The 23,504-nt window shown below is 52.8% G+C and carries 21 protein-coding genes and 5 tRNA genes; 19 read left to right on the top strand and 7 right to left on the bottom strand.

From position 1 onward, the window contains the following. Nucleotides 1-23 precede the first annotated feature (23 nt). The 6 genes from JW499_RS05745 (at nucleotide 24) to JW499_RS05720 (ending at nucleotide 6,745) form a co-directional block, all read left to right on the top strand. Nucleotides 24-1,388 carry a sigma-54 interaction domain-containing protein gene (locus tag JW499_RS05745; protein WP_205209705.1) on the top strand — a complete coding sequence of 455 codons (1,365 nt, stop codon included), beginning with the start codon at nucleotides 24-26 and terminating at the stop codon, nucleotides 1,386-1,388. Nucleotides 1,389-1,566: 178 nt separating this feature from the next. Then, on the top strand, nucleotides 1,567-3,210 hold the full coding sequence (locus JW499_RS05740) for an acyl CoA:acetate/3-ketoacid CoA transferase (protein WP_205209704.1): 1,644 nt from the start codon (nucleotides 1,567-1,569) through the stop codon (nucleotides 3,208-3,210). A 66-nt stretch (nucleotides 3,211-3,276) separates the two neighbouring features. Beyond that, nucleotides 3,277-3,771, top strand: a complete 495-nt coding sequence (locus tag JW499_RS05735; RefSeq protein ID WP_205209703.1) for a SixA phosphatase family protein — start codon at nucleotides 3,277-3,279, stop codon at nucleotides 3,769-3,771. Nucleotides 3,772-3,858: 87 nt separating this feature from the next. Then, nucleotides 3,859-4,815 (top strand): AEC family transporter, encoded by a 957-nt coding sequence (locus JW499_RS05730; RefSeq protein WP_205209702.1) that lies wholly within the window; start codon nucleotides 3,859-3,861, stop codon nucleotides 4,813-4,815. Nucleotides 4,816-4,856: 41 nt separating this feature from the next. Continuing rightward, nucleotides 4,857-6,122 carry an SO_0444 family Cu/Zn efflux transporter gene (locus tag JW499_RS05725; RefSeq protein WP_205209701.1) on the top strand — a complete coding sequence of 422 codons (1,266 nt, stop codon included), beginning with the start codon at nucleotides 4,857-4,859 and terminating at the stop codon, nucleotides 6,120-6,122. Continuing rightward, nucleotides 6,119-6,745, top strand: coding sequence for a hypothetical protein (locus tag JW499_RS05720; RefSeq protein ID WP_205209700.1), 627 nt, complete (start codon nucleotides 6,119-6,121; stop codon nucleotides 6,743-6,745). The genes JW499_RS05725 and JW499_RS05720 overlap by 4 nt, the downstream gene beginning before the upstream one ends. Nucleotides 6,746-6,767: 22 nt before the next feature. Here JW499_RS05720 and JW499_RS05715 read toward each other — a convergent pair whose 3' ends face one another. The 6 genes from JW499_RS05715 to hemA form a co-directional block, all read right to left on the bottom strand. After that, nucleotides 6,768-7,118, bottom strand: coding sequence for a RidA family protein (locus tag JW499_RS05715; protein ID WP_205209699.1), 351 nt, complete (start codon nucleotides 7,116-7,118; stop codon nucleotides 6,768-6,770). A 159-nt stretch (nucleotides 7,119-7,277) separates the two neighbouring features. Continuing rightward, on the bottom strand, nucleotides 7,278-7,673 hold the full coding sequence (locus JW499_RS05710) for a CoA-binding protein (protein WP_175483562.1): 396 nt from the start codon (nucleotides 7,671-7,673) through the stop codon (nucleotides 7,278-7,280). Nucleotides 7,674-7,688: 15 nt separating this feature from the next. Beyond that, nucleotides 7,689-8,444 carry a HesA/MoeB/ThiF family protein gene (locus JW499_RS05705; RefSeq protein ID WP_205209698.1) on the bottom strand — a complete coding sequence of 252 codons (756 nt, stop codon included), beginning with the start codon at nucleotides 8,442-8,444 and terminating at the stop codon, nucleotides 7,689-7,691. Next, nucleotides 8,434-9,300 carry a peptide chain release factor N(5)-glutamine methyltransferase gene (gene prmC / locus JW499_RS05700; protein WP_332874412.1) on the bottom strand — a complete coding sequence of 289 codons (867 nt, stop codon included), beginning with the start codon at nucleotides 9,298-9,300 and terminating at the stop codon, nucleotides 8,434-8,436. Before prmC ends, JW499_RS05705 begins: the two co-directional genes overlap by 11 nt. Next, nucleotides 9,300-10,388, bottom strand: a complete 1,089-nt coding sequence (gene prfA / locus JW499_RS05695; protein WP_205209770.1) for a peptide chain release factor 1 — start codon at nucleotides 10,386-10,388, stop codon at nucleotides 9,300-9,302. The genes prmC and prfA overlap by 1 nt, the downstream gene beginning before the upstream one ends. A gap of 6 nt (nucleotides 10,389-10,394) precedes the next feature. Continuing rightward, on the bottom strand, nucleotides 10,395-11,663 hold the full coding sequence (gene hemA / locus JW499_RS05690; protein WP_205209697.1) for a glutamyl-tRNA reductase: 1,269 nt from the start codon (nucleotides 11,661-11,663) through the stop codon (nucleotides 10,395-10,397). A gap of 180 nt (nucleotides 11,664-11,843) precedes the next feature. Between hemA and JW499_RS05685 the strand changes: the two genes are divergently transcribed. The 13 genes from JW499_RS05685 (at nucleotide 11,844) to JW499_RS05625 (ending at nucleotide 21,893) form a co-directional block, all read left to right on the top strand. After that, nucleotides 11,844-13,583 (top strand): tetratricopeptide repeat protein, encoded by a 1,740-nt coding sequence (locus JW499_RS05685; protein ID WP_205209696.1) that lies wholly within the window; start codon nucleotides 11,844-11,846, stop codon nucleotides 13,581-13,583. A 28-nt stretch (nucleotides 13,584-13,611) separates the two neighbouring features. Beyond that, nucleotides 13,612-14,208 carry a lipoprotein insertase outer membrane protein LolB gene (gene lolB / locus JW499_RS05680; protein WP_205209695.1) on the top strand — a complete coding sequence of 199 codons (597 nt, stop codon included), beginning with the start codon at nucleotides 13,612-13,614 and terminating at the stop codon, nucleotides 14,206-14,208. A 96-nt stretch (nucleotides 14,209-14,304) separates the two neighbouring features. Then, nucleotides 14,305-14,379: transfer RNA gene (locus tag JW499_RS05675), tRNA-Gln, on the top strand. Between the two features lie 153 nt (nucleotides 14,380-14,532). Continuing rightward, nucleotides 14,533-15,474: a ribose-phosphate pyrophosphokinase gene (locus JW499_RS05670; RefSeq protein WP_091360156.1), complete on the top strand. Its 942-nt coding sequence runs from the start codon at nucleotides 14,533-14,535 to the stop codon at nucleotides 15,472-15,474. Nucleotides 15,475-15,603: 129 nt separating this feature from the next. Continuing rightward, nucleotides 15,604-16,203, top strand: coding sequence for a 50S ribosomal protein L25/general stress protein Ctc (locus JW499_RS05665; protein WP_205209694.1), 600 nt, complete (start codon nucleotides 15,604-15,606; stop codon nucleotides 16,201-16,203). 21 nt (nucleotides 16,204-16,224) lie between these two features. Beyond that, entirely contained in the window at nucleotides 16,225-16,818 is a 594-nt protein-coding gene (gene pth, locus JW499_RS05660; protein WP_205209693.1) for an aminoacyl-tRNA hydrolase, read from the top strand. Between the two features lie 16 nt (nucleotides 16,819-16,834). Further along, the gene (gene ychF / locus JW499_RS05655; RefSeq protein ID WP_205209692.1) at nucleotides 16,835-17,926 is read left to right on the top strand and encodes a redox-regulated ATPase YchF; all 1,092 of its coding nucleotides are present in this window, start codon (nucleotides 16,835-16,837) and stop codon (nucleotides 17,924-17,926) included. 186 nt (nucleotides 17,927-18,112) lie between these two features. Then, nucleotides 18,113-18,189, top strand: a tRNA-Met gene (locus JW499_RS05650). 19 nt (nucleotides 18,190-18,208) lie between these two features. Then, nucleotides 18,209-18,283, top strand: a tRNA-Gln gene (locus JW499_RS05645). A gap of 39 nt (nucleotides 18,284-18,322) precedes the next feature. Then, nucleotides 18,323-18,399 (top strand) — tRNA-Met (locus tag JW499_RS05640). A 7-nt stretch (nucleotides 18,400-18,406) separates the two neighbouring features. Continuing rightward, nucleotides 18,407-18,481: transfer RNA gene (locus JW499_RS05635), tRNA-Gln, on the top strand. A gap of 355 nt (nucleotides 18,482-18,836) precedes the next feature. Beyond that, nucleotides 18,837-20,972 (top strand): EAL domain-containing protein, encoded by a 2,136-nt coding sequence (locus JW499_RS05630; RefSeq protein WP_205209691.1) that lies wholly within the window; start codon nucleotides 18,837-18,839, stop codon nucleotides 20,970-20,972. A 528-nt stretch (nucleotides 20,973-21,500) separates the two neighbouring features. After that, on the top strand, nucleotides 21,501-21,893 hold the full coding sequence (locus JW499_RS05625; RefSeq protein ID WP_205209690.1) for a hypothetical protein: 393 nt from the start codon (nucleotides 21,501-21,503) through the stop codon (nucleotides 21,891-21,893). A 361-nt stretch (nucleotides 21,894-22,254) separates the two neighbouring features. Here the strand turns inward: JW499_RS05625 and serB are convergent, their stop codons facing one another. Then, a complete protein-coding gene (gene serB / locus JW499_RS05620; RefSeq protein ID WP_205209689.1) occupies nucleotides 22,255-23,481 on the bottom strand; it encodes a phosphoserine phosphatase SerB in 1,227 nt (408 codons plus the stop codon). Nucleotides 23,482-23,504 lie beyond the last annotated feature (23 nt).

The raw sequence follows: 23,504 nt of genomic DNA, 5'->3' as shown, positions 1-23,504 counted from the left end.
TCTAAGTATAAGTGCCGATACCGATGAGCCAGCTTGAAACCCTCATTAACAGCAGCGATGAAAACCTGCTTACCCTGCTCTCCAGCCTCTGCCAGGGCGCTATCGCCATCGATCAGCAATGCCGGGTTGTCTGGCTAAGCGAACAATACCGGGAGTTTCTTAACCTCCCCACGGATGCACCTCTTACCGGACAACCGGTTGAAGAGATTCTGCCTACCACCCAGCTTCCCCGGGTGGTTAAAACAGGTCAGCCAAGCTTTCTGGATCTGATGCAGATTAATAATCGCTGGTGCGCAGTCACCCGTTTGCCACTGAAAAATCCCGATGGTTCAGTGTTTGGTGCTATCGGCTTTATCTTCTATGACAATCTGAACAATCTGCAACCGCTGTTTGATAAATTCGCACGCCTGAAAAAGCAGTTGGTATCGGAAAACCTGTTGCGTACCAGCAAATATGAACTGGATGATCTGGTGGGGGATTCAGTCCCTCTTCTCAAAGTCAGACGCCAGGCTCTGCGGGCGGCGCAACTGGATACCACCATTCTGCTGCTGGGAGAGACCGGTACCGGCAAAGAACTGCTGGCTCAGGGAATTCACAACGCATCGCCGCGCAGGGACGGCCCCTTTGTCGGGATCAATATGGCGGCACTGCCTGAAACACTGGTGGAGTCTGAACTGTTTGGTGCCGTAGCCGGCGCCTTTACGGGCGCGACAAAAAGCGGGCGGCAAGGCAAAATACAGCTGGCTGCGGGTGGCACCCTGTTTCTCGATGAGATCGCCGACATCTCAGCTGCCATTCAGGCAAAGCTGTTACGGGTGCTCCAGGAACGGGAAGTGGAAGCGCTGGGCTCCAACCGCTTAGAGAAGATCGATGTCAGAATTATCGCCGCGACCTCACGCAACCTCAAACAGCTGGTTGATCAGGGACGCTTCAGGGAGGATCTCTACTATCGGTTAAATGTTCTGCCGCTACGACTCCCGGCGCTGCGGGAAAGAAGATCCGATATCCCGGCACTGTGCAGCCATCTGTTGCAGAAAATCGCCCGTGACTCCGGTCTGCCTGCCCTGGAACTCAGCAGCGAGGCGATCACCTGGCTGCAGCAGTATCACTGGCCCGGCAATGTCAGAGAGCTGCACAACCGGCTGGAACGCGCCTGCGTTATGGCGGAACAGAATGCTATCTACCCGGATGACCTGGGTGCCGATGATATCGTCCAGACCACCCCGGCGTTTTCAGCTAACAGCCTGTCTCAGATTCGTAGCCAGACAGAAGCGAGCTCTCTGCAACAGGCTCTGCTGCAGTGCCGGCATAATAAGACCCAGGCTGCTAAACTGCTGGGCATCTCCCGTGCGACACTTTACAACCGGATAAAGCGTCTAAAACTGTAAAGCCATAAAACTAAAATAGACAGATCTTTACACTTTGTTTAAAAATATAGACAAACTCATTATCAATCTTTGATATTAATTACTATAAACGGTTGATTAAAAAGGATTTTAAACCTATGGCCCACCGTTTGCTTTATATCGGTCTATATTAAAAAAACAACAATGTCAGGATCGATTTATGTCTAAGCAGATCAGTGCAGAACAAGCCGCTCAACTTATCCCAGACAACGCAACCATCGCAACCGGAGGCTTTATCGGTATCGGCTTCGCTGAAGCGATCGCCAAAGCAGCAGAGCAACGCTTCATCGCTTGCCAGCAACCACAGAAACTGACACTGGTTTACGCTGCGGGCCAGGGAGATGCACAACACCGGGGCCTGAATCACTTTGCTCACGAGGCGATGGTCAGTAAAGTTATCGGCGGTCACTGGGGATTAGCGCCGGGCCTCGGTAAACTGGCGACAGATAACCGCATCGAAGCCTACAATCTGCCTCAGGGAGTGATCTGCCATCTGTTCCGGGATATTGCCGCAGGCAAACCCGGAACGCTCACCAAAGTAGGCCTGCACACCTTTGTTGACCCCCGCCTGGGGGGCGGTAAGATCAACAGTCGCAGCCGCACCGATCAGGTTGAACTGATCAGCCTCCATGGCGAGGAGTACCTGTTCTACAAAGCTTTCCCTATCGATATCGCCCTGTTGCGCGGTACGACAGCCGATGCAGATGGCAATATTTCCATGGAACGGGAAGCCCTGCCACTGGAAGCTCTGGCAATTGCCCAGGCGACCCATAACAGCGGCGGAAAAGTGATTGTTCAGGTGGAACGCACCACCCACCAGCACCATCTGACACCCGACCGGGTTAAAATACCCGGCATACTGGTCGATCATTATGTCGTTGCAGACCCGGCTGACCATCCCCAGACATTTGCCGAACCCTTTAATCCAGCTTATTGTGGCGATGTTGTTGCCCCGGCCAGTCAGGAAACAGAGCCACTATCCGCGCGAAAAATCATCGGCAGACGAGCGTTGATAGCCCTGCAGAAACACGCGGTGGTAAACCTCGGTATCGGCATGCCGGAAATGGTTTCAGCCGTAGCTGCAGAAGAGAAGATGCTCAATGATTTCACTCTGACAGTGGAGCCTGGCGGTATCGGCGGACAACCGGCCAGCGGCCTCAGCTTTGGCGCCGTCAGCAATGCCGCGGCGGTGATCGATCAGCCGGCACAGTTTGACTTCTACGATGGCGGCGGACTGGATCAGGCTTTTCTGGGGCTGGCGGAGACCTGTCCTGAAGGACATGTCAATGTCAGTCGTTTTGGTAACAAACTGGCGGGCGCCGGTGGCTTTATTAACATCACCCAGAACACCCGTGATCTTTACTTTCTCGGCACCTTCACCTCAGGACCTCAGCAGATTGAGATCAATGACGGTCAGCTACAGGTAATTAAAAACGGACCGGTGAAAAAATTTCTGCGGCAGGTTCAACAGATCACTTTCAATGGTGAGTATGCGGTAAAGCAGCGCCACTCCGTCACCTTTATCACCGAGCGGGCGGTTTTTAAGCTCACCGCCGAAGGACTCCGGCTCACCGAAATTGCCCCGGGGGTCGATCTGCAAAACGATATTCTCGACCAGATGGAGTTCCAACCCGTTATCGATGATAACCTGGTGCTGATGGACCCTCGTTTGTTTAATGAAGGGCCGATGAACCTGCAACATAGTGGCAGCCACCCAGCCGGTCATATGCGCAAGCTCTGGTCGCAACTGGTCACCGGCTCAGAGGAGCAAACCGGGGAGCTGGACAGTTGTATTGCCAGTTAGCGGTTAGCTTTTCTATCCAGCTTAGTTAATACTGAGGCTATCATTCCCGCAGTTTAAGGACAGATTATGAAAATGCTGACGCTGGTACGGCACGCTAAATCAAGCTGGGAAAACCCCGAACTGTCCGACTTTAACCGCCCGCTGAATAAACGCGGCAAACGGGATCTGCCCCTGATGGCATCCCGTTTGCTGACCATGGGGATTCAACCAGACCTGATCCTCAGCAGCGGCGCCCGCAGAGCGATCACCACGGCCGAGCAGATAGCTATAGCGCTGGAGTATCCGGTCAGCAAGATCATTGAAGTTCCTGAACTGTATCATGCCCGGGTAGAGACCCTGATCAACCTGTTACAGGGTCAGTCAGATCACTACCGCCATCTGATGGTAGTGGGACATAACCCGACACTGGAGATGACCGGGCACTACCTCACCCATGAAAATATCCCCCATTTCCCCACCAGCGGGGTGATGCAGATCGCTCTGAGCATCACCTGCTGGGAAGAACTCTCAGAATCCTGCGGCAGCCTCGAAGCTCTGGATTATCCAAAACTTCATCAATAACCCCGCCTCCCTGGAGAGCAGCTGCAGCATAGGTGATATACTGCCTTAACACCGACATCTCTCTATCAGTGAAACGGAATCATCACGTTGAGTCTTTATATTGATACCCTGCTATTCACCAGCAACATTGTGGCGCCGATCTTTTTTATTGTCTCGCTGGGCTATCTGCTGATGCGTCTGAGGATTATTGATCAGGGCTTTATCGATACCTCGTCAAAACTTGTATTTACCATCACCCTGCCGGTTCTGGTGTTTATGAGCATATCCCGGATGGATTTTCAGGCTGTCTTCAACCCACAACTGATGGGCTATTTCGTTATCAGCACCCTGATCATCGTCCCCGCCATCTGGCTGGTTAGCCAATACTTCATCAAAGAGCCCGAAGATCTGGGTGTCTTTATTCAGGGCTCCTTCCGCGGCAACTATGGCATTATCGGCCTGGCCATCAGCTTCAACATGTTTGGCTCCAGCGGCCTGGCACTGGCCTCCCTTCTACTGGTCTGCGTTATCCCTCTGTACAATGTACTGTCAGTGCTGGCCCTGTCACTGCCGATGCAAAAGGTCAGTGGCCCCAGTCTCACCCGCCCGATCAAAGAGATCGCCCGCAACCCACTGATCATCTCGGTTCTGCTGGCCCTGCCATTCTCCTATTATGGCTGGGGACTTCCCGCCGCCGGGGATAAGATCGGTACCTATTTTGCCAACCTCACTCTGCCACTGGCGTTATTAGCGATCGGCGGTTCGCTGAACCTGAGAAGCCTCAGAGATACCTCTGGCCAATCCAGTTGGTCCACCCTGATTAAACTGGTCATCATGCCGCTGGTGCTGACCACAGGCGCCTGGCTATACGGCTTTAAAAGCCAGGAACTGGGAATCCTGTTTGTCCTGTTCGGCTGCCCAACCGCCGCTGCCAGCTTTATCATGGCCAAAGCGATGGGCGGCAATGCCCAACTGGCCGCCAATATCATTCTGACCACCACGCTGGGATCGGTGATCACCCTGAGTAGCGGCATCTATCTATTACGTTTATGGAACCTGATCTGATTCTGATAATATAAACAGTATCGGGTATAGGGGTACTATCAATGCTGCTGGAATTTTTCGAAAATCTACTGAACCTTTTTCTGGATACGGCGATCTGGCTGCTCTTTGGCCTGGTTCTGGCTGCGATACTCAAAGGCTGGATCCCATCCGCACTGGTCAGAAAATGGCTTAGCGGCAAAGGGCCTGGCGGCGTCATCCGGGCAGCCTTTATTGGCGCGCCACTGCCGCTCTGCTCCTGCGGCGTACTACCCACCGCCATAGGACTGCGTCGCTCCGGCGCATCCAAGCCCGCCACGGTCTCCTTTCTGGTTGCCACACCGGAAACAGGGGTTGACTCAATTTCGGTAACCTACGCCCTTCTTGGCCCGACCATGGCGATTATCCGACCGGTATCAGCCATCTTCAGTGCTATTGTCAGCGGCATTATGATCCTTATGTTTGATCCTGATGATAGCGCGCCGCAACAGACAACCGACACAAAACCCGCGAGCAGTTGCTGCAGCAGCAAAGAAAAAGCCGTGTCTGGCTGTTGTAGTCCTGCGCAAGAGAGCGTCTCCAGCTGCTGTAGCACCAAAGAAACAACCATCAGCAGTGTCTGTGACGAAGAAAAAACAGTGAGTAAAAGTTGCTGCAGCAAACCAGCAAAAACCGAAACCCGCTGCTGTAGCATCCCACCGGAAACAACTGACAAGCCCGAAACTGCTGGAAGAACAGGCTGTTGCGGCGAACAAACCACAGAGCCGGAGCAAGCAGGGATTCTGGCCGGACTGCAGTTTGCAATGGTCGATATTCTCGATGATATCTCTAAATGGCTTGCCTTTGGCCTGGTGCTGGCGGCGGTCATCGCGACACTGGTCGAGCCTGCCAGCCTGAGTCAGTGGGGCAGCGGACTGACGGGGATGCTGCTGATGCTGGTTGTTGGCCTGCCACTCTATATCTGCGCCACCGCCTCCACACCGCTGGCAGCAGCACTGCTGGCTGCGGGTATGTCGCCCGGTGCGATTCTGGTATTTCTGCTGGTCGGCCCTGCCACTAATATTGCATCACTGGGCATTCTTACGCGGGAACTGGGTGCCAGGGCTGTGGTTATCTATCTGTGCGGCATCAGTGTTTGCGCAGTTGCCTTAGGACTGGCAACCGATGCGATCCTGACCAGTCAGTCACTCACCGTTGGCGTTGCCATGGGGCATCACGACTCTCAGGCTTATATAGCGATTAAGTGGATCGCCGCGATCATCCTGTTTCTGCTTGCCGTGAAACCCCTGCGGCAGATTTTCTGGAAAACAGAGGCAGCAGCCTGCGCATGAGCTTCTTTACCCGGCGCAGCCTCAACAAACTCCAACAAGCCGTCATCTCGGGTGACCTCACTCTGCTGAAAAAGCAGTTTACTAAACTGGATCAGACGCTGTTGACTGAACACAGATTCAACTATGACAACAGCGTCTGTAACCTGCCAGAACTGGCGATCCGCTCGGGACAGCCAAAGTCACTGGCTCACCTGCTACAGGCCGGCTGCACTCGCCAATCGACTCGCAGTGACCCACTGCTCTATCAGGCACTGCAACACCCGCAACAGAGCCTGGCATTGATGACAGCGCTGCTTCAGGCGGGTCTGCCTGTAGACTATCCGGGAAACGACCCCGAGTCGGCTCTGTTTGCCTGTTTCAGATATTGTTCAGATGACACACTGATGCTGCACCTGAGTCGACTGAATGAGTACGGAGCGAATCTGAATAGGAGCGACGCTGAGGGTAAAACACCGCTTTTGATGGCGCTGCAATCTGATTATCAAGCACTGGTTCAGATGTTGATAAACAGTGGAGCCGAGCTGCCGGATGAAATTCCACAAGGCTGTTGTAGTGAAGAGATCATCGGCTACGCCAGAAGACTGGCCGATGACCTTAAAATCAGACAGATGATGCTGAGCTAATCAGCATGCGCCGGCTTAATTACTATTTAAGCGCTGCGATAACGGAGACTTCCACCAGCAGTTCTGGTCGCGCCATGCGCGCCTCAACACAGGCACGGGCAGGCGCATGACCCTCCGGTACCCAGTTATCCCACACCTCATTCATATCCGCAAAGTCTTTCATATCACGAATATACAGGGTCGCTGAAAGGATATGCTCACGATCACTGCCAGCCTGTTGCAGCAGTGCATCAACCTTTTCCAGCATGGTGGCGGTTTGTTCTTTAATTCCGGCAGTGGCATCTTTAGCCACCTGACCACACAGATACACCGTATCGTTATGGATCACGATACGGCTCATCCGCTGGCCGATCTCCTGGCGTTCAATTGACATCAGTATTCACCCTTTATGTAAACCGGATATTGTAGTAAATCACCACGGAGACACCAGTCAGATGCCCCTGAATTCAGGAGCATTGACGGAAAAAAGAGAGGAAGTCGAAAAAATATCAGAAAATAATACTACAGCTAACCCCAAAACCTGCCTGTCGGCTCAGAGACGGGGAATCTCAATCGCAGGACAACGGTTCATAACCACCTGCAAACCGGCCGCCTCAGCTTTCTCTGCCGCAGGCTCATTGATCACGCCCAGTTGCATCCAGACCGCTTTGGCTTTCACGGCAATCGCTTCGTCGACCACATCGCCCGCTTCAGCCGAGTTGCGGAAGATATCCACCATATCGATCGGTTCTTTAATATCCGCCAGCGAGGAAACCACCTCCCGACCGCAAATCTGTTCACCCGCTTTGAGAGGGTTTACCGGAATCACGTTATAACCTTTGGCCAGCAGAAAATGCATCACCTGATTGCTGGCACGGTGTGATTTCGGGCTTGCTCCTACCATCGCAATAGTTTTGGTATTGGTTAATATCTGACGAATTGTGTCCATGAAATACGGTACCTCTTATATATTTTTATCGCCGCAACAGGGACACTCAGGATCCCGTCGCAGCTTCAGTGTTCGCCAGTCCATATGGCGACCGTCCAGCAGTAATAACCTGCCCACCAGCGGTTCACCCAGATCCGCCAGTACTTTTAATGCTTCCATCGCCTGCACCGAGCCGATAATACCGACCAGCGGTGCCAGCACGCCACTTTCGGCGCAGGTCAGATTTTCATCATCGCCATCCCGATAGAGACAGCGATAGCAAGGGGCACCTTCACGACGCGGATCAAACACCGCCACCTGCCCTTCGAGGCGTATCGCCGCCCCTGAAACTAGAGGAGTCTGATGCTTTACACAAGCAGCATTCACCGCAAAACGGGTAGTAAAGTTATCACAGCAATCGACTACCAGATCGCAATCAGCCACATGCTTTTCCAGCTCTGCCTGATCCAGCCGGGTGTTGATTGCTATCACCTCAGTATCGGGATTGAGCCCGGCAATGGTCGCTTTCGCCGAATCAACCTTGGCCATCCCGATGGTCGCCGTACGGTGGATAATCTGCCGCTGAAGATTGGTTAACTCAACCTGATCGTCATCCACCAACACCAGACGACCGACGCCCGCTGCAGCCAGATACATCGCCACCGGACTGCCCAGCCCTCCCAGGCCGATAATCAGCACAGAGGCGGTTAACCAGGACTCCTGTCCGGCGATATCCACCTCAGGCAGCATAATCTGGCGACTGTAGCGCAACAGCTGATCATCATTCAGCATCACATCTCTTCTCTTGTTTCACTGATTCTGTCCAGCGAGCCCAGGTGATGCGGTCATTCGCCCCATAATCCTGTGCCGTTCCGATCTCGTGGTAGTGCAGATCAGCGAGCAGCTGCTGCACCTTCACCGCCTGATCATAGCCATGTTCAAACAGCAGCCAGCCACCATCTACCAGATAATGGCGGGCTTCGCTGGCGATATAGCGAAGATCGGCCAGTCCATGATCCTCTGCGATCAGCGCGCTCAGCGGCTCAAAACGCACATCCCCCTGCCCCAGATGCGGGTCATCAGGATCGATATAGGGCGGGTTGCTGACAATCAGCTCAAACCGCCCGGCAACCGGCTCAAACCAGCTACCCTCTGATACTATGACATTCTCCAGCCCGATTCGTTGCCGGTTTTTTTCTGCCAGGGCAACAGCCTCCGGCACCCGGTCAACGGCAACCACACTCCAGGTTGGGCGTTCCGACGCCAGCGCCAGTGCAATGGCGCCGGTTCCGGTGCCCAGATCCAGGACTCTGGCAGCCTGCGACGGCAGCAGTTCCAGCGCTTTTTCTACCAGGCACTCGGTATCGGGGCGGGGGATCAGGGTGGTGGCATTCACCTCCAGGTCCAGGGTCCAGAAACCGCGACTGCCGGTCAGGTGCGCCACAGGCTCCCCCAGAATACGGCGCTGAATCAGCCGCTCAAACTGCGCCTGCTGATGCGCAGTCAGGGGATCGTCCCGGTGGGTAAACAGAAAGGTACGACTGCATTCAAGGGTATGACAGAGCAGCAGTTCGATATCGGCTGCCGGACTATCGCTGGTCGCGGCAAGCTGCCCGGCACAGGCCTGAGCGTCACTGATCTTCATCATCAGTTCTCGTCAGACAGGGCACCCAGCAACTCCGCCTGGTACTCACTGACCAGAGGATCAACCACCGCGCCCAGAGCACCTTCCATCACTTCCTGAAGTTTATACAGGGTCAGATTGATACGGTGATCGGTAATCCGCCCCTGCGGAAAGTTATAGGTGCGGATCCGTTCAGAGCGGTCGCCGCTGCCCACCAGTGACTTACGGGTGCTGGCCTGAGCCGCAGCATGCTTTTCCTGCTCTGCCGCCTGCAAACGTGACGCCAGCAGAGACATCGCTTTTGAGCGGTTCTTGTGCTGTGAACGCTCATCCTGACACTCAACCACTACGCCAGTGGGAATATGCGTAATACGGATCGCAGAATCGGTTTTGTTGACGTGCTGTCCACCGGCCCCCGAGGCGCGGAAGGTATCAACTCTCAGATCAGCCTTATTGATCTCAATATCACTGACCTCATCCATCTCAGGCATCACCGCCACGGTGCAGGCGGACGTGTGAATCCGCCCCTGGGATTCGGTTTCCGGGACCCGCTGCACCCGATGCGCACCGGATTCAAATTTCAGGCGCGAATACACATCCTTACCAACTATGCGCGAAATAACCTCTTTATAACCGCCATGTTCCCCCTCGCTGGCGCTGATAATCTCCAGCTTCCAGCCCTGGTTTTCTGCATAGCGGGTATACATCCGCAGCAGATCACCAGAGAAGATAGCAGCTTCATCGCCACCGGTTCCCGCCCGCACTTCAACAAACACATTACGGGAGTCATTCGGGTCTTTCGGCAACAGCAGAATCTGAAGTTCCTGCTCCAGCGTCTCAATATTCTCCTTAGCGGCAGAAAACTCCTCCTTCGCCATCTCCCGCATATCGGGGTCTGAATCATCCAGCATCATCCGTGCTTCTTCCAGATCGGCTTCAGCAGCCTGGTATGACTGGAAGCATTTAACCACCGGTTCCAGCTCAGAATATTCCATAGAATAAGCACGAAACTTATCCTGATTAGAGATAACCCCGGCATCCCCCAGCAACGCCGCCAGCTCTTCATAACGGTCGGCCAGACTTTCCAGTTTATGGGCAATCGATTCTTTCATCACTAATCAGTCTTCTTTTACATTATGAGACAGCTGAAACAGATCCTGCGCCATCTCGAGATAGTCATCACGCCCCTCGGCGCTGGCTTTACGCAGCTGTACGGTGGGGCTGTGAATTAATTTATTGGTTAAACCGCGAGCCAGATTGCTGAGTACCGCCTGCGCATCTTTGCCATTGCTCAGTTGCCGTAGCGCTTTTTCCAGCTCGACATCGCGCAGCTGTTCTGCCTGCTGGCGTAACGACATCACGGTCTCTACGGCCCCCAGAGCGCGCAGCTGACGCATAAATTCCGAGGCACCCGCCTCTACCAGGGTTTCCGCTTCCTGCGCGGCGGTTTCACGGCTGCGCACATTCTCTTCGATCACCTCTTTCAGGTCATCAACGGTGTAGAGATAGACATCATCCAGCTCAGCAACTTCGTGTTCAATATCCCGGGGAACCGCGATATCCACCATGAAAATGGGACGATGTTTGCGCTTTTTCAGCGCTGACTCAACCGCCCCCTTACCCAGAATCGGTAGCTGGCTGGCGGTCGATGCAATAACAATATCGGCATCTTCAAGCGCGTCAGGAATATCCCCCAGCAAAATAGCCCGGGCATTAAACTCTTCCGCCAGCGCCTCGGCTCGCACCAGCGTCCGGTTGGCCACGGTCATCTGTTTAACGCCGGCTTCGGACAGATGCCGGGCGACCAGCTCAATGGTTTCCCCTGCACCGATCAACAACGCTTTACTCTGGCTCAGATCGGCAAAGATATGTTGCGCCAGACTCACCGACGCATAAGCCACCGAGACCGGGTTTTCACCAATCGCCGTATCGGTGCGGACTTTCTTAGCCACGGCAAAGGTTTGCTGAAACAGGCGATCCAGTTCTGCCCCCACGACTCCGGCACTCTGTGACACCGCATAGCTGGACTTAAGCTGGCCCAGAATCTGCGGCTCACCCAGCACCAGAGAATCCAGACCACTGGCTACCCGCATCATGTGCTGAGCAGCTTCCTGCCCCCAATGGGCATAACTGCAGCGCTGCAACTCATCCGGATCAAGACTGTGATAACTGCCCAGCCACTCTAACAGCGCACGGGTTCCTTCCAGCTCAGTGGAGCAGTAAAGCTCAGTTCGATTACAGGTCGAGAGAATTGCCACCTCTTTCAGATGCGCCAGTTCACAGGCCTGTGCCAGTGCATCGGCCATCTGCTCTGGTGCAAAAGCGACCTTCTCCCGGACCGAGACCGAAGCTGTCTTATGATTGATGCCTAATGCGAGCAAAGCCATAAAGGAAAATATCACCCAGATTGAAATAGCGCGTAATAATACACTTTATTCACTGAAAGGTTAAAATACCCGTGCCGCATCAGGTCAATTTTTTGCAATTTACTTCCATATATGACAACACCCCTGCGATTCATCTATAGTGGAGCCATCAATCTCTTTGCGACAGATAAAATCAGCAAAATGAAAGCACCTACTCCTGTAAAAACAGCCGCAACATCGGTTGCCGTTACCTTAATAGCCGCACTGATGACGTTAAGTGGCTGCACCGGCAAGTTTAGCAAACCCGGGCCCGACACTGAGGTTACTCCACTCGCCCCGGTGGAATACCATCCGGGAGAGCTCAACCGGGAAACCCTGTACGAGCTGATCGTGGCGGAAATTGCCGGACAGCGAAAGGAGTTTGATCTGTCGCTGAACAACTATCTGCATCAGGCACAGATGACCGGTGATCCGGAGATCGCCAAGCGCGCCACCTATATTGCCCAGTACCTGCAACGGGATGATCAGTTGCTTGAAGCCAGCAAACTCTGGCAAAAAGCAGAGCCGGACAACCCCGAGCCCTACCTGATCTCTGCCAGTCTGTTACTGCGCAAAGGCGATTTCACCGCAGCCCTACCGCTGCTGCGTAAAGCGCTACACCACTCCGATAAACAGACACTGATGATCATCAGCGCCCAGGCTGACAAGTTCAGCCCGGAAGAAGCCGACGCCTACATTAAACTTCTGGAGGAGCATGCCAGCAAGGAGACCGATGCCACCCTGCTGACAACCCTGGGGATTCTCTACGGAGTTCAGGGCAACAACATCAAGGCCTTACAGCGTTTTAACGCGGCTATCGCTGAAGACCCGGATCACCTGGAAGCGGTGATACAGAAAGCGGAACTACTGCGGTCACAAGGGGATTACCGTCAGGCGATCAAAGTGCTTGAACCACAGCTGGCCGCCGATCAGCCTGATCAGCAAATCTTCACCCTCTATGTCCAGTTGCTGTTCCAGTCAAAACAAACGAAAAAAGCGGTAAAACAGGCCCTGCTGCTGGTGGATACTTTCCCGGATGAACCGCAGCTAACCTTCTACACCGCCCTGCTCCTGCTGGAAAACGAACAGGTGGAACAGAGCCGCAACATTATGCAGGAGCTGCTACAACGTTACCCGGACAATACCACGCCCCACTACTATCTGGGCCTGATTGAACAGCATGAAGACCATACAGAAGAGGCGATCAGTCATTTTCTTAAAGTCAAAGACCCTAACAATATCCTCCAGGCTTACCGGCGTATCGGGGCGTTGCTCGACCACCCCAACAACCGCACCCGACTACAAAATATTCTGCAGGATGCGCGCGGCAATATGCCCGAAATCGATATTCAGCTATACGTCATGGAAGCGGAATGGCTCAACCTGCATGATTATAAGGATGCCGCGCTGAGTAGTCTTGATGAAGCCCTGCAGCTGCATCCAGATGATGCCAACCTGCTCTACACAAGGGCGATGACCCTTGATCCCCAGGATATAGGTCTGATTGAAAAAGATCTGCGACAGGTACTGGCGCTGGAACCGGACAACAGTATGGCGCTGAACGCGCTGGGCTATACACTGACGCTCTACACCGACCGGTTTGATGAAGCCTTTGAGCTGATCAGCAAAGCCTTAGCACTTACCCCGGACGATCCGGCAATCCTCGACAGCATGGGCTGGATACTGCTGAAACAGGGCAAAGCCGCTGAAGCGGTAGGCTTCCTGCAACAGGCCTACGACCAGTTTCCCGATCCGGAGGTCAGCGCCCATCTGATTCAGGCTTACCATGCCGCGGGACAGCAGCAACAGGCACTGCAGCTATTAAAACAGGAGCAACTGAAGCACCCGGATAATGAGTTCTTAATCGAAGCGGCGACCTCTATTAACGCCCCTCTGGATTAAGATCAGGAATAAGTGACCGGATAACACCATGCGATTACGTTTACTGATCTTAGCCGCGATCCTGCTACTGAGCGGCTGTACCGGACTGACACCCAAAGACCAGGTGGCGCCTACAGAGCGTCCCTGGGAGGAGCAATACCCAGCTCTGTTAGCAGCGGACAGCTGGCAACTGAAAGGTAAAATCGCGATCCGTACCGCCCGCGAAAATAACAACGCCAGCCTGTTCTGGCAGCAGTTGCAACAGCACTATCAGATTGAGCTGACCGGCCCGCTGGGTCAGGGGGGCGCCCGCATCGAAGGTGACGATGATGGCATCACCATCGATATCGCCGGAGAGGCCCCCCTCTGGGCCGCAACCCCTGAACAGCTGATGGAACAAACCCTGGGGTGGCAGTTCCCGGTGCGGGACCTGCCCTACTGGATCAGGGGAATTCCCGCACCAGGACACCCCTTCGAGCTCAGCATGAAACAGCAACATCTGCAAAAACTGCAGCAGAATAACTGGGAAATCAACTACTTAAGATTTACCAACCAGAACGGATATATGCTGCCGGAGAAGCTGACTATCAGCCGCAACGATCTGCGACTGACCATCATCGCCAAAGAGTGGCAGATACAACTCTGAAATTACCGATTTTCAGCGCCATATGTTTGACTTTAACTTCCTGTTCCGGGAAAATGTGCGCCTCTTTTACGGGCTCAGCCCGTAGATTTGGGTTACTGGGGTATCGCCAAGCGGTAAGGCAACGGGTTTTGATCTCGTCATGCGGAGGTTCGAATCCTCCTACCCCAGCCAACTTTAACCTGCCCCCTGATCGGGGAGTTAAAGAACCTGGCCGGGCAACGGCTCCTGACCCCTTTTTAATGAGGTTTAAGTAGAGTGGAAGCCCCGTCACAAACAAAGTACGAATCTCAATTTAACGACTGCAGATCCGAGAAGGTAGACACTGTGCCTAAAATGATGGTCTTCACTGGCAATGCAAATCGCCAGCTGGCTGAGAAAGTTGTAGAGCGCCTGGATATTCCCATGGGCGAAGCCTCAGTAACAAAATTCAGCGATGGTGAAATCAGCGTTGAGATTCTCGAGAACGCCCGTGGCAAGGATGTATTTATCCTCCAGTCCACCTGCGCGCCAACCAACGACAACCTGATGGAACTGATCGTCATGGCTGACGCACTGCGTCGCGGTTCTGCCAGCCGGATCACAGCGGTTATCCCCTATTACGGCTACGCCCGTCAGGACCGCCGGCCACGTTCCGCCCGGGTTGCCATCAGCGCCAAGGTGGTTGCCGATATGCTGGCCGGTGTAGGTATCGACCGGGTACTGACGGTCGATCTGCATGCAGACCAGATTCAGGGTTTCTTCGATATCCCTGTGGATAACGTTTACGGATCTCCGGTACTGCTGGATGAGATCGCTCGTCAGAGCTATGACAACCCGATTGTTGTCTCGCCTGATGTTGGTGGTGTGGTACGTGCCAGAGCGGTTGCCAAGCAGCTTGGTTGTGACCTGGCGATTATCGATAAGCGTCGCGAGAAGGCCAACGAGGCACAGGTTATGAACCTGATCGGTGATGTGCGCGGTCGTACCTGTATTCTGGTCGACGATATGTGTGACACCGCAGGCACCCTGTGCAAAGCCGCCGGAGCTCTGAAAGCGAATGGCGCCGAGAAGGTAGTCGCTTATGCAACCCACGCCGTACTATCCGGCGCTGCAATCAGCAATATCTCAGGTTCTGATCTTGATGAACTGGTTGTCACTGACACCATCCCGCTGAGTGAAGCTGCAGCGAACTGTTCTCAGATCCGCCAGCTAACTCTGGCACCGATGCTGGCAGAAGCGGTACGCCGCGTCTGCAATGAAGAATCTATCAGCGCAATGTTCCGTTAAGGCCGCGATCTTAACGGTAGCTGATATATATCCCAAACGGGAAAACGTGCCCATTGTGGGCTTACTGAAATAACTGCAAGTACCTGGTCGCAAGGTGTTTGCAGTTTTGTTTTTACTGAAGGTATTAAAATGACCGATTTTGTATTGAATGCACAGCCTCGTACTGACGAAGGGAAAGGTGCGAGCCGCCGCCTGCGTCATACTGGTTTTGTTCCTGCTGTAGTTTATGGCGGTGACAAGCGTAAAAAGCCTGTGTCTATCTCTCTGGAAAACCGCGTTCTGGTTAAACAGATCGAAGATCCAAGCTTCTTCTCCTCTATTCTGACTCTGGAACTGGAAGGTAAAGAAGAAAAAGTGATCGTTAAGGACCTGCAACGTCACCCGGCTAAAAGCTCTGTGATGCACGTTGACTTCCAGCGCGTCACTAAATCTACGCCTATCGAAATCATCGTGCCGCTGAACTTTGTTAACTTCAACCAGTCTCCAGCCGGTAAAGCGTCAGGTAAATTCACTATCCAGCAAAACACTGCGAAAGTTCTCTGCCTGCCAGAAAACCTGCCAGAAGCACTGGAAGTTGATCTGTCTGGCGTTGCGATGGACCAGGTTATCCACCTGTCTGACATCACTCTGCCAAAAGGTGTTGAGATTGTACAACTGCGTCGCGGTGCTGACCGTGACCAGGGTATCGCTCAGGCTTACGCACCTCGCGCAGCTAAAGCAGGCAAGTAATAGCTGACCACAGGCTCCGGTATGCAAGACCAGATACAACTGATCGTTGGCTTGGGCAATCCAGGCCAGAAGTATGACCAGACCCGTCACAATGCCGGAGCCGACTTTGTCGGGCAGCTTGCTGCCCGACACCTTATCCGACTCAAACCAGAAACGAAGTTTCACGGTCTGTACGGCAAGATCACACTGAATGGCAACCCCGTTCATCTGCTGATCCCAACCACCTTTATGAATCTCAGTGGCCAGGCGGTTGCCTCACTGGCTAATTTTTATAAGATTCCTGCTGAACAGATACTGGTCGCCCATGACGAACTCGATCTGCCCCCCGGTGTTGCCCGCTTTAAGCAAGGCGGAGGTCACGGCGGACATAACGGTTTACGCGACATTATCAGCAAACTGGGCAACAACAAGAATTTTTATCGCCTGCGCATCGGCATCGGACACCCGGGCAGCGCAGGCGAGGTTACCGGCTTTGTATTGAAAAAAGCCCCCGCGTCCGAGTTCAGCATAACCGAAGCGGCTTGCGATGAAGCGATGCGGGTACTGGAACAGGCCGCCGGTGGCGACTGGCACAAAGCGATGACAACCTTACACTCTTTTAAGCCGAACAACTGACGACAGGATTACAGCCATGGGTTTCAAATGCGGCATCGTTGGCTTGCCAAATGTAGGCAAATCGACTCTGTTTAACGCCCTGACCAAAGCGGGCATTGGCGCAGAAAACTTTCCCTTCTGCACAATTGAACCCAATGCCGGTGTTGTTCCTATGCCGGATCCCCGTCTGGATGCTCTGGCTGAGATTGTTAAACCTGAGCGGGTTCTGGCAACCACCATGGAGTTTGTTGATATTGCCGGCCTGGTTGCCGGAGCCTCCAAAGGTGAAGGTCTGGGCAATAAGTTTCTCGCCAACATCCGCGAAACCGATGCCATCGCGCACGTGGTTCGCTGCTTCGAAGATGATAATGTTATCCACGTCGCCAATAAAATCGATCCCATCGATGATATCGAGATCATCAATACCGAACTGGCCCTGGCTGATCTTGAGTCGGTTGAGAAACAGCTGAACAAGGTGATGCGGGTTGCCAAGAGCGGCGATAAAGACGCCCTGAAATCCAAAGTAATCCTGGAAAAAGTGCTGGCTCAGCTGGAACAGGGCAAACCGGTTCGCGCCCTTGAACTGAATGACGAAGAGCAGGCGGAGATCCGTCAGTTCCACCTGCTGACCGTTAAACCGACCATGTATATCGCCAACGTAGCCGAAGATGGCTTTGAGGATAACCCTCATCTCGACAAAGTCATTAAACTCGCTGAAGAGGAAGGTGCAGGGGTAGTGGTCATCTGTAACAAGATGGAAGCCGAGATCTCTGAACTGGAAGATGAAGAGAAACTCGAGTTTCTGCAGGAGATGGGCATGGAAGAGCCAGGCCTGGACCGGGTAATTCGCGCCGGATACTCCCTGCTGGGGCTGCACACCTACTTCACCGCCGGGGTTAAAGAGGTGCGGGCCTGGACTGTCAAACAGGGCGCAACAGCGCCTGAAGGCGCCGGCGTTATCCACACCGACTTCCAGAAAGGCTTTATCCGCGCCGAAGTGATTGGCTATGACGACTTCATCCAGTATAAGGGCGAAGCGGGTGCCAAGGATGCAGGCAAATGGCGTCTTGAGGGGAAAGATTACATCCTCAAAGATGGCGATGTGGTCCACTTCCGCTTTAACGTTTAATACAGAAACGGGAAAGTCTCTCCGACTTCACCCTGTTTTTCGTACAAAAAACAGCCATTCTGAAGCCATTCAGGATGGCTATTTTTTTGCCTGACAAAAGGCAATGAAATTGACCGGTTTTTTCCCGCCAATTGGTTGACATGATTGGTAAAAAAGAGAATAATTCGCGGCCTTGATAAGTGCTAAGGCAATATAGCTCAGCTGGTTAGAGCATCGCATTCATAATGCGAGGGTCGCAGGTTCGAGTCCCGCTATTGCCACCATTCACTTATCAGACAATGCTGGGGTATCGCCAAGCGGTAAGGCAACGGGTTTTGATCTCGTCATGCGGAGGTTCGAATCCTCCTACCCCAGCCATATTTATATAACGGTTATTAAACCCACTGTTATATAGATGGCAATATAGCTCAGCTGGTTAGAGCATCGCATTCATAATGCGAGGGTCGCAGGTTCGAGTCCCGCTATTGCCACCATTTTTGCTGGGGTATCGCCAAGCGGTAAGGCAACGGGTTTTGATCTCGTCATGCGGAGGTTCGAATCCTCCTACCCCAGCCATTCTTTCCTGGCTTCAAGCTACTCAGTTCTTAAAATAATTCCAAGTCCACACAACCACCTGGTACATAAACGATAAGTGGCTAGTGTCGTTAGTAGCTAGGAAAAGCAAATAATTGATCCTGCCAGACAGATAGAATAACTTTCTTACAAAGCTCTTACTCCATAAATCATCACATACTCGCTTAAGAAGGCTTTCCGAGCAACGAACAAGTCACGCTCTTTGTGACGTCGAGCAACGAGCGACGGCTCTTCAAGCTACGAGCTACTGTTTTTTTAACAGCCTTCCCGCTGACAGATCAACTCAAAGCGGATACACTCAGAGATCCATAGAGTGTTTTAACTGCAGAAGAAAACCATGAGCGGACAAGCAGCAACAGGCGCACCTGATGGCCTGTTAAAAAGGATTATTTCTGAAAAGCGACAGCGACTGCGCAAAAATGTGCACATCCTGTTTCTCGGCCTGACCGCAGCGGAAGCGGATCCGATTATCACGCTGTTGCGGGGCGCACGTCTCGCCCCCAGAGGGCAGCAGGCACAGTCGGCCGAAGAGTTTCACCAGGCCCTCAGCGAACGCTCCTGGGACCTGATTCTGAGTCCTCAGGTAGAAGGCCAGTTCGGTGCCAAAGAGGCAGTACAGATTCTTCACCGGCTGAACAAAGATATCCCGATTATTCAACTGGTACCCAAAAGCAACAGTCAGGCCCTGCTACAGGGGCTGAAGGCCCGGATGGCCACGGTGATCTCGCTGGAGGAACAGGAGCTGTTGCTGATTCAGATTCGCAGACAACTGGAGCACCTGGAAAACCGGCGACGTCTGCGCATTGTTGAGGCACAACTGGCCGAATCTGAAAAGCGCTGTCAGCAACTGGCAGAACTGTCAAAACTACCGGTTATCTATCTCACCTCTGATCTGGTAACCCTGTATAGCAACCCGGCATTCTCTGAGTTGTTTGGTCTGGATGACAGTAACGACCAGCAGTATGAACCGCTGGATAAGTTCACCGTTTTAAAAGACCGCGATCTGTTAAAAACAGCACTACAGGACGCTCTGCAAAGTAACAGTCACGGCGTTAAAACTGAGCTGAAAGCACGCCGTGTCGATGGCACAAACTTTCAGGCGCATTTCAATATCCAGCAGACGCGTTATCTCAATCAGGACTGCCTTCAGGTTATTATCAGCCCGGAGATCAGGGGCAATGAAGAGAGTTTCGAAAACCTCGACCCAACCACCCGTCTGTTTGATGCCAACTACCTTATAAGTGCCCTGGAAAAAGCCGTTCACCGGGCACTCACCGGGGGATCAGACTGCCATCTCCTGTATATCAGATTTGATAATTACAGCGCTCTGCAATCTGAACTGGGGACCAGCGGTTGCGATATTGTATTGGCAGATGTCGCCGAGTTAATGCAACAGAAGATCAACAAAACCCATATCTGTGCCCGCCTGGAAGAGGATGTATTTGCCATTCTGTTCCATGACCCCAGCCCCGATAAAGCGATAAAGCTTGCCGACCTGCTGTGCCAATCGATCGCGCAGTTAAATATTGATGTCACCGGCAGCAGCGTACAGACCACCTGCAGCATCGGGGTCTGCTCAATCAATGATAATGCCCCCCACTACATCGAGTTGATAGACCGTGCCAGAGTTGCTGCGGATGAAGTGCTTAACAATGGCCAGCGGGGTAACGGCGTCAAACTGTTTGAGCTGGCAGATGAAGATCATGATGATATCGATGACTCTTCAATCAAAATGATCGTCGATGCACTGGAAAACGACAAGTTCCGTATCCTGTTTCAGCCCATTGTCGCGCTGGCATCGGCCAATGGCTGGGGTAACTATGAAGTCTTCCTGCGCTTGCAGGAAAACGAGGGTGAGGAGGGCTTATCGCCCAACGTTTTCCTGGCGACCATGGACAACGCCGATATCAGTATCCGAATCGATCAGTGGGTTATTCAACACGCTTTTGTCCGTGTCGCAGAGCAACTCAGGCAGCATCAGCGAAGCCGGTTATTTATCAACCTGACCACTGGCTTTTATCAGGATGCAGATGCTCTGAACTGGATTGCAGATCAGCTTAAGGAACACCGCATCCCAGCTGAGATGATCGTCTTCCAGGCCAGTGAGTCAGACCTTAGCACCAGCCAGGTGCAGGCCGAACAGTTCCGCTTTGGACTGAAAAAACTGGGTTGCAAGTTCTGCATCAAACATTTTGGCGTCTCTGAAAACCGTGAACTGCTGCGCAAAAAACTGAAACCCGATCTGGTTAAACTGGACGGTTTCTACATCCAGGATCTGAGTAATTCATCGGAATCGGACAAAGCCTTCGCGGCCCTGATCAAAGACCTGAAAGGTTCGGGCATCGGCAGCATCGCCCCGCTGGTTGAAGACACCCGCCTCATGGGTAAACTCTGGAAACTGGGGGTCGATTATATTCAGGGCTACTACCTGCAACCCCCTGCCGAAGATATGACCTACGATTTTTTTGAATAGTATTAAAAGCAGTGGCTAGATCGCGGCTTCGCCGATAACTTCAGATCGCCGCTTCGCGGCTAGCTAGTTGTTAGAACGTCGCTTCGCGACTGCTAGAAAAAACATAAAGAGCCGTGGCTAGATCGCGGCTTCGCCGCTGGCTAGTAGTTAGAACGTCGCTTCGCGACTGCTAGAAAAAGCAAAGAGAAACAGCCACTGTAGTCATCGATAGGATAACTGCGGTATAGTTAAATCGGATGGGTAACTGGAGTACCCGTATCGTAGTCTGTGATTTTAACGGGTCTGTGTCGCTAAGCAAGGCGCGTAAGACAGTTCAGACGGATATTCAGGATGAATACCAAATACCATTAATCCTCTTTTCCTCTCTGGCCGCACTTGCCTTTGCATATTGAGTCACTATTCCTGATACTGACGGCTTATGCGAGACACCTTTACCCATCTCTGAATATAAATGTACCTTGCAAGGTAGCAAAGCTTACATGGGCTCAATAATAAATTGTTATGTGAGAAAGGGTTCAGGTTATTTCCATGAATGAAAGCTATGAATTGAGTGAACTAACCAAGATCGATAATCAATGCATATTGGTGGCTTTCTCGTTACTGGTTGCATGCTTTTTATGCTGGAATTTTGGATGGTCTGGGTATTTCATGCCAGATTATGTGGAGTCAGATTCATGGTTTCAGCGCTCTGGTAGTTTGAGTCTGGTGTTTTGTATTTTTTCCGAGTTATTTCTTATAAAGAAGCTTTCGAGTGCATCAATAATACTCAGCAAAAATCCCGATGCTCCTCAGCCTTTCTCGGGTTTGTGGTTTAACAGTTTAAATAATTTTGTAAAAATTATGATCCACTTCCTCACAGTATCTTCTACTCTCATTTGTGGATATGGAGATGTGATTTACAAATCGATAGTGGTTACTTGATGGGTATGAATGATTTAGCACATAATCGGGTAGCCGAGGGTCTCTAACCCTCAGCCGCCACAACACCCTGCATGCGAGTCCGCACACGACTGAAAGGATTCAGGAGGTAGGGTGAAGCAGGAAGCCAAAACCGAGGGCGTCTCATTTGCCATAGTGAAGCTTGATCCATCCGTCACGTAACTCATATCCCGTTCCCACGCGGGAGCGTGGGAATGAGTGGAATATCTTGCCAGAAGGCGGGGCTTTAAGCTCTTGCTTTTTCTAGTAGCAAGTCACGAAGTGACGTCTAGCGGCTAGCGAGCTGCGCAGCAGCGTTCTGATTTCTCAAGCGGCGAAGCCGCGTCTAGCCACTTCTTTGCTCTTAAAGCGTATCCCGGTCACGGAAGCCGATCAGGTATAAAATCCCATCCAGCCCCAGGGTGGAGATCGCCTGTTTGGCGCTCTGTCGCACCAGCGGTTTGGCCCGGAAAGCGATACCCAGACCGGCGATAGAGAGCATCGGCAGATCGTTCGCGCCATCACCGACAGCGATGGTCTGCTCCAGGCTCACCCCCTCTTTCTCTGCGATCTTACGCAGCAGTTCTGCCTTGCGCTTACCGTCGACGACGGTGCCGGTAACGTTACCGGTGACTTTGCCATCCACAATCTCAAGCTCGTTGGCATAGACGTAGTCAAAGCCCATCTTCTGCTGCAGATAGTTACCGAAGTAGTTGAAACCGCCAGACAGTATCGCTGTTTTAAAGCCCAGCGCTTTCAGCTTGGAGACCAGCTCCTCAACCCCTTCGGTGAGCGGCAGGCTGTGGGCGATCCGCTCCAGTACAGATTCATCCAGCCCCTTTAGCAGCGCCATACGCCGGGTAAAGCTTTCGGTAAAGTCGATCTCGCCCCGCATCGCAGCTTCAGTAATCTCAGCAACCTGTTCGCCAACACCCGCTTCTTTAGCCAGCTCATCGATCACTTCCGCCTCAATCAGGGTCGAATCCATATCGAACACCACCAGACGACGATTGCGACGGTAGATATCATCCTTCTGAAAGGCGATATCCACATCCAGATCACTGGCAATACGCAGGAACTCTTCGCGCAACTGGGCGGAATCTGCCGGCGCACCCCGCACGGAAAACTCGACACAGGCACGGGTCTTCTCGCCGCTTTTTTCCAGCGCGGCGGCTCCAATAGAGACCCGGCCCGACAGGCGGCTGATATTATCGATATTCAGACCATGATCAGCCGCAGTCTGGGTGACCTTGCCAATATGCTCAGCGGTGATCTTGCGCGCCAGCAAAGTAATAATATGACGCGACTTACCCTGTTCACCAACCCAACCGGTATATTCAGCTTCAGTAACCGGTTCAAAGCGGATATTCATATCCATCTCATGGGCTTTAAACAAGACATCCCGTAGTAAGCTGGACGCTTCCGCTTCCTGAGGAACGCCGATCAGAATGCCCAGTGACAGGGTATTATGGATAACCGCCTGGCCAATATCGAGAATATCGATCTCAAACTGGGCAAGAATACTGGTAATAGAGGAGGTAACGCCCGGCTTATCCTGGCCGGAGATGTTGAGCAGGATGATCTCTTTCATGACCTATTCGCAATGCGTGCTAA

The organism is Amphritea pacifica (assembly GCF_016924145.1).
Lineage (GTDB): Bacteria > Pseudomonadota > Gammaproteobacteria > Pseudomonadales > Balneatricaceae > Amphritea > Amphritea pacifica.
This window is presented reverse-complemented; position numbering and strand designations above follow the sequence as displayed.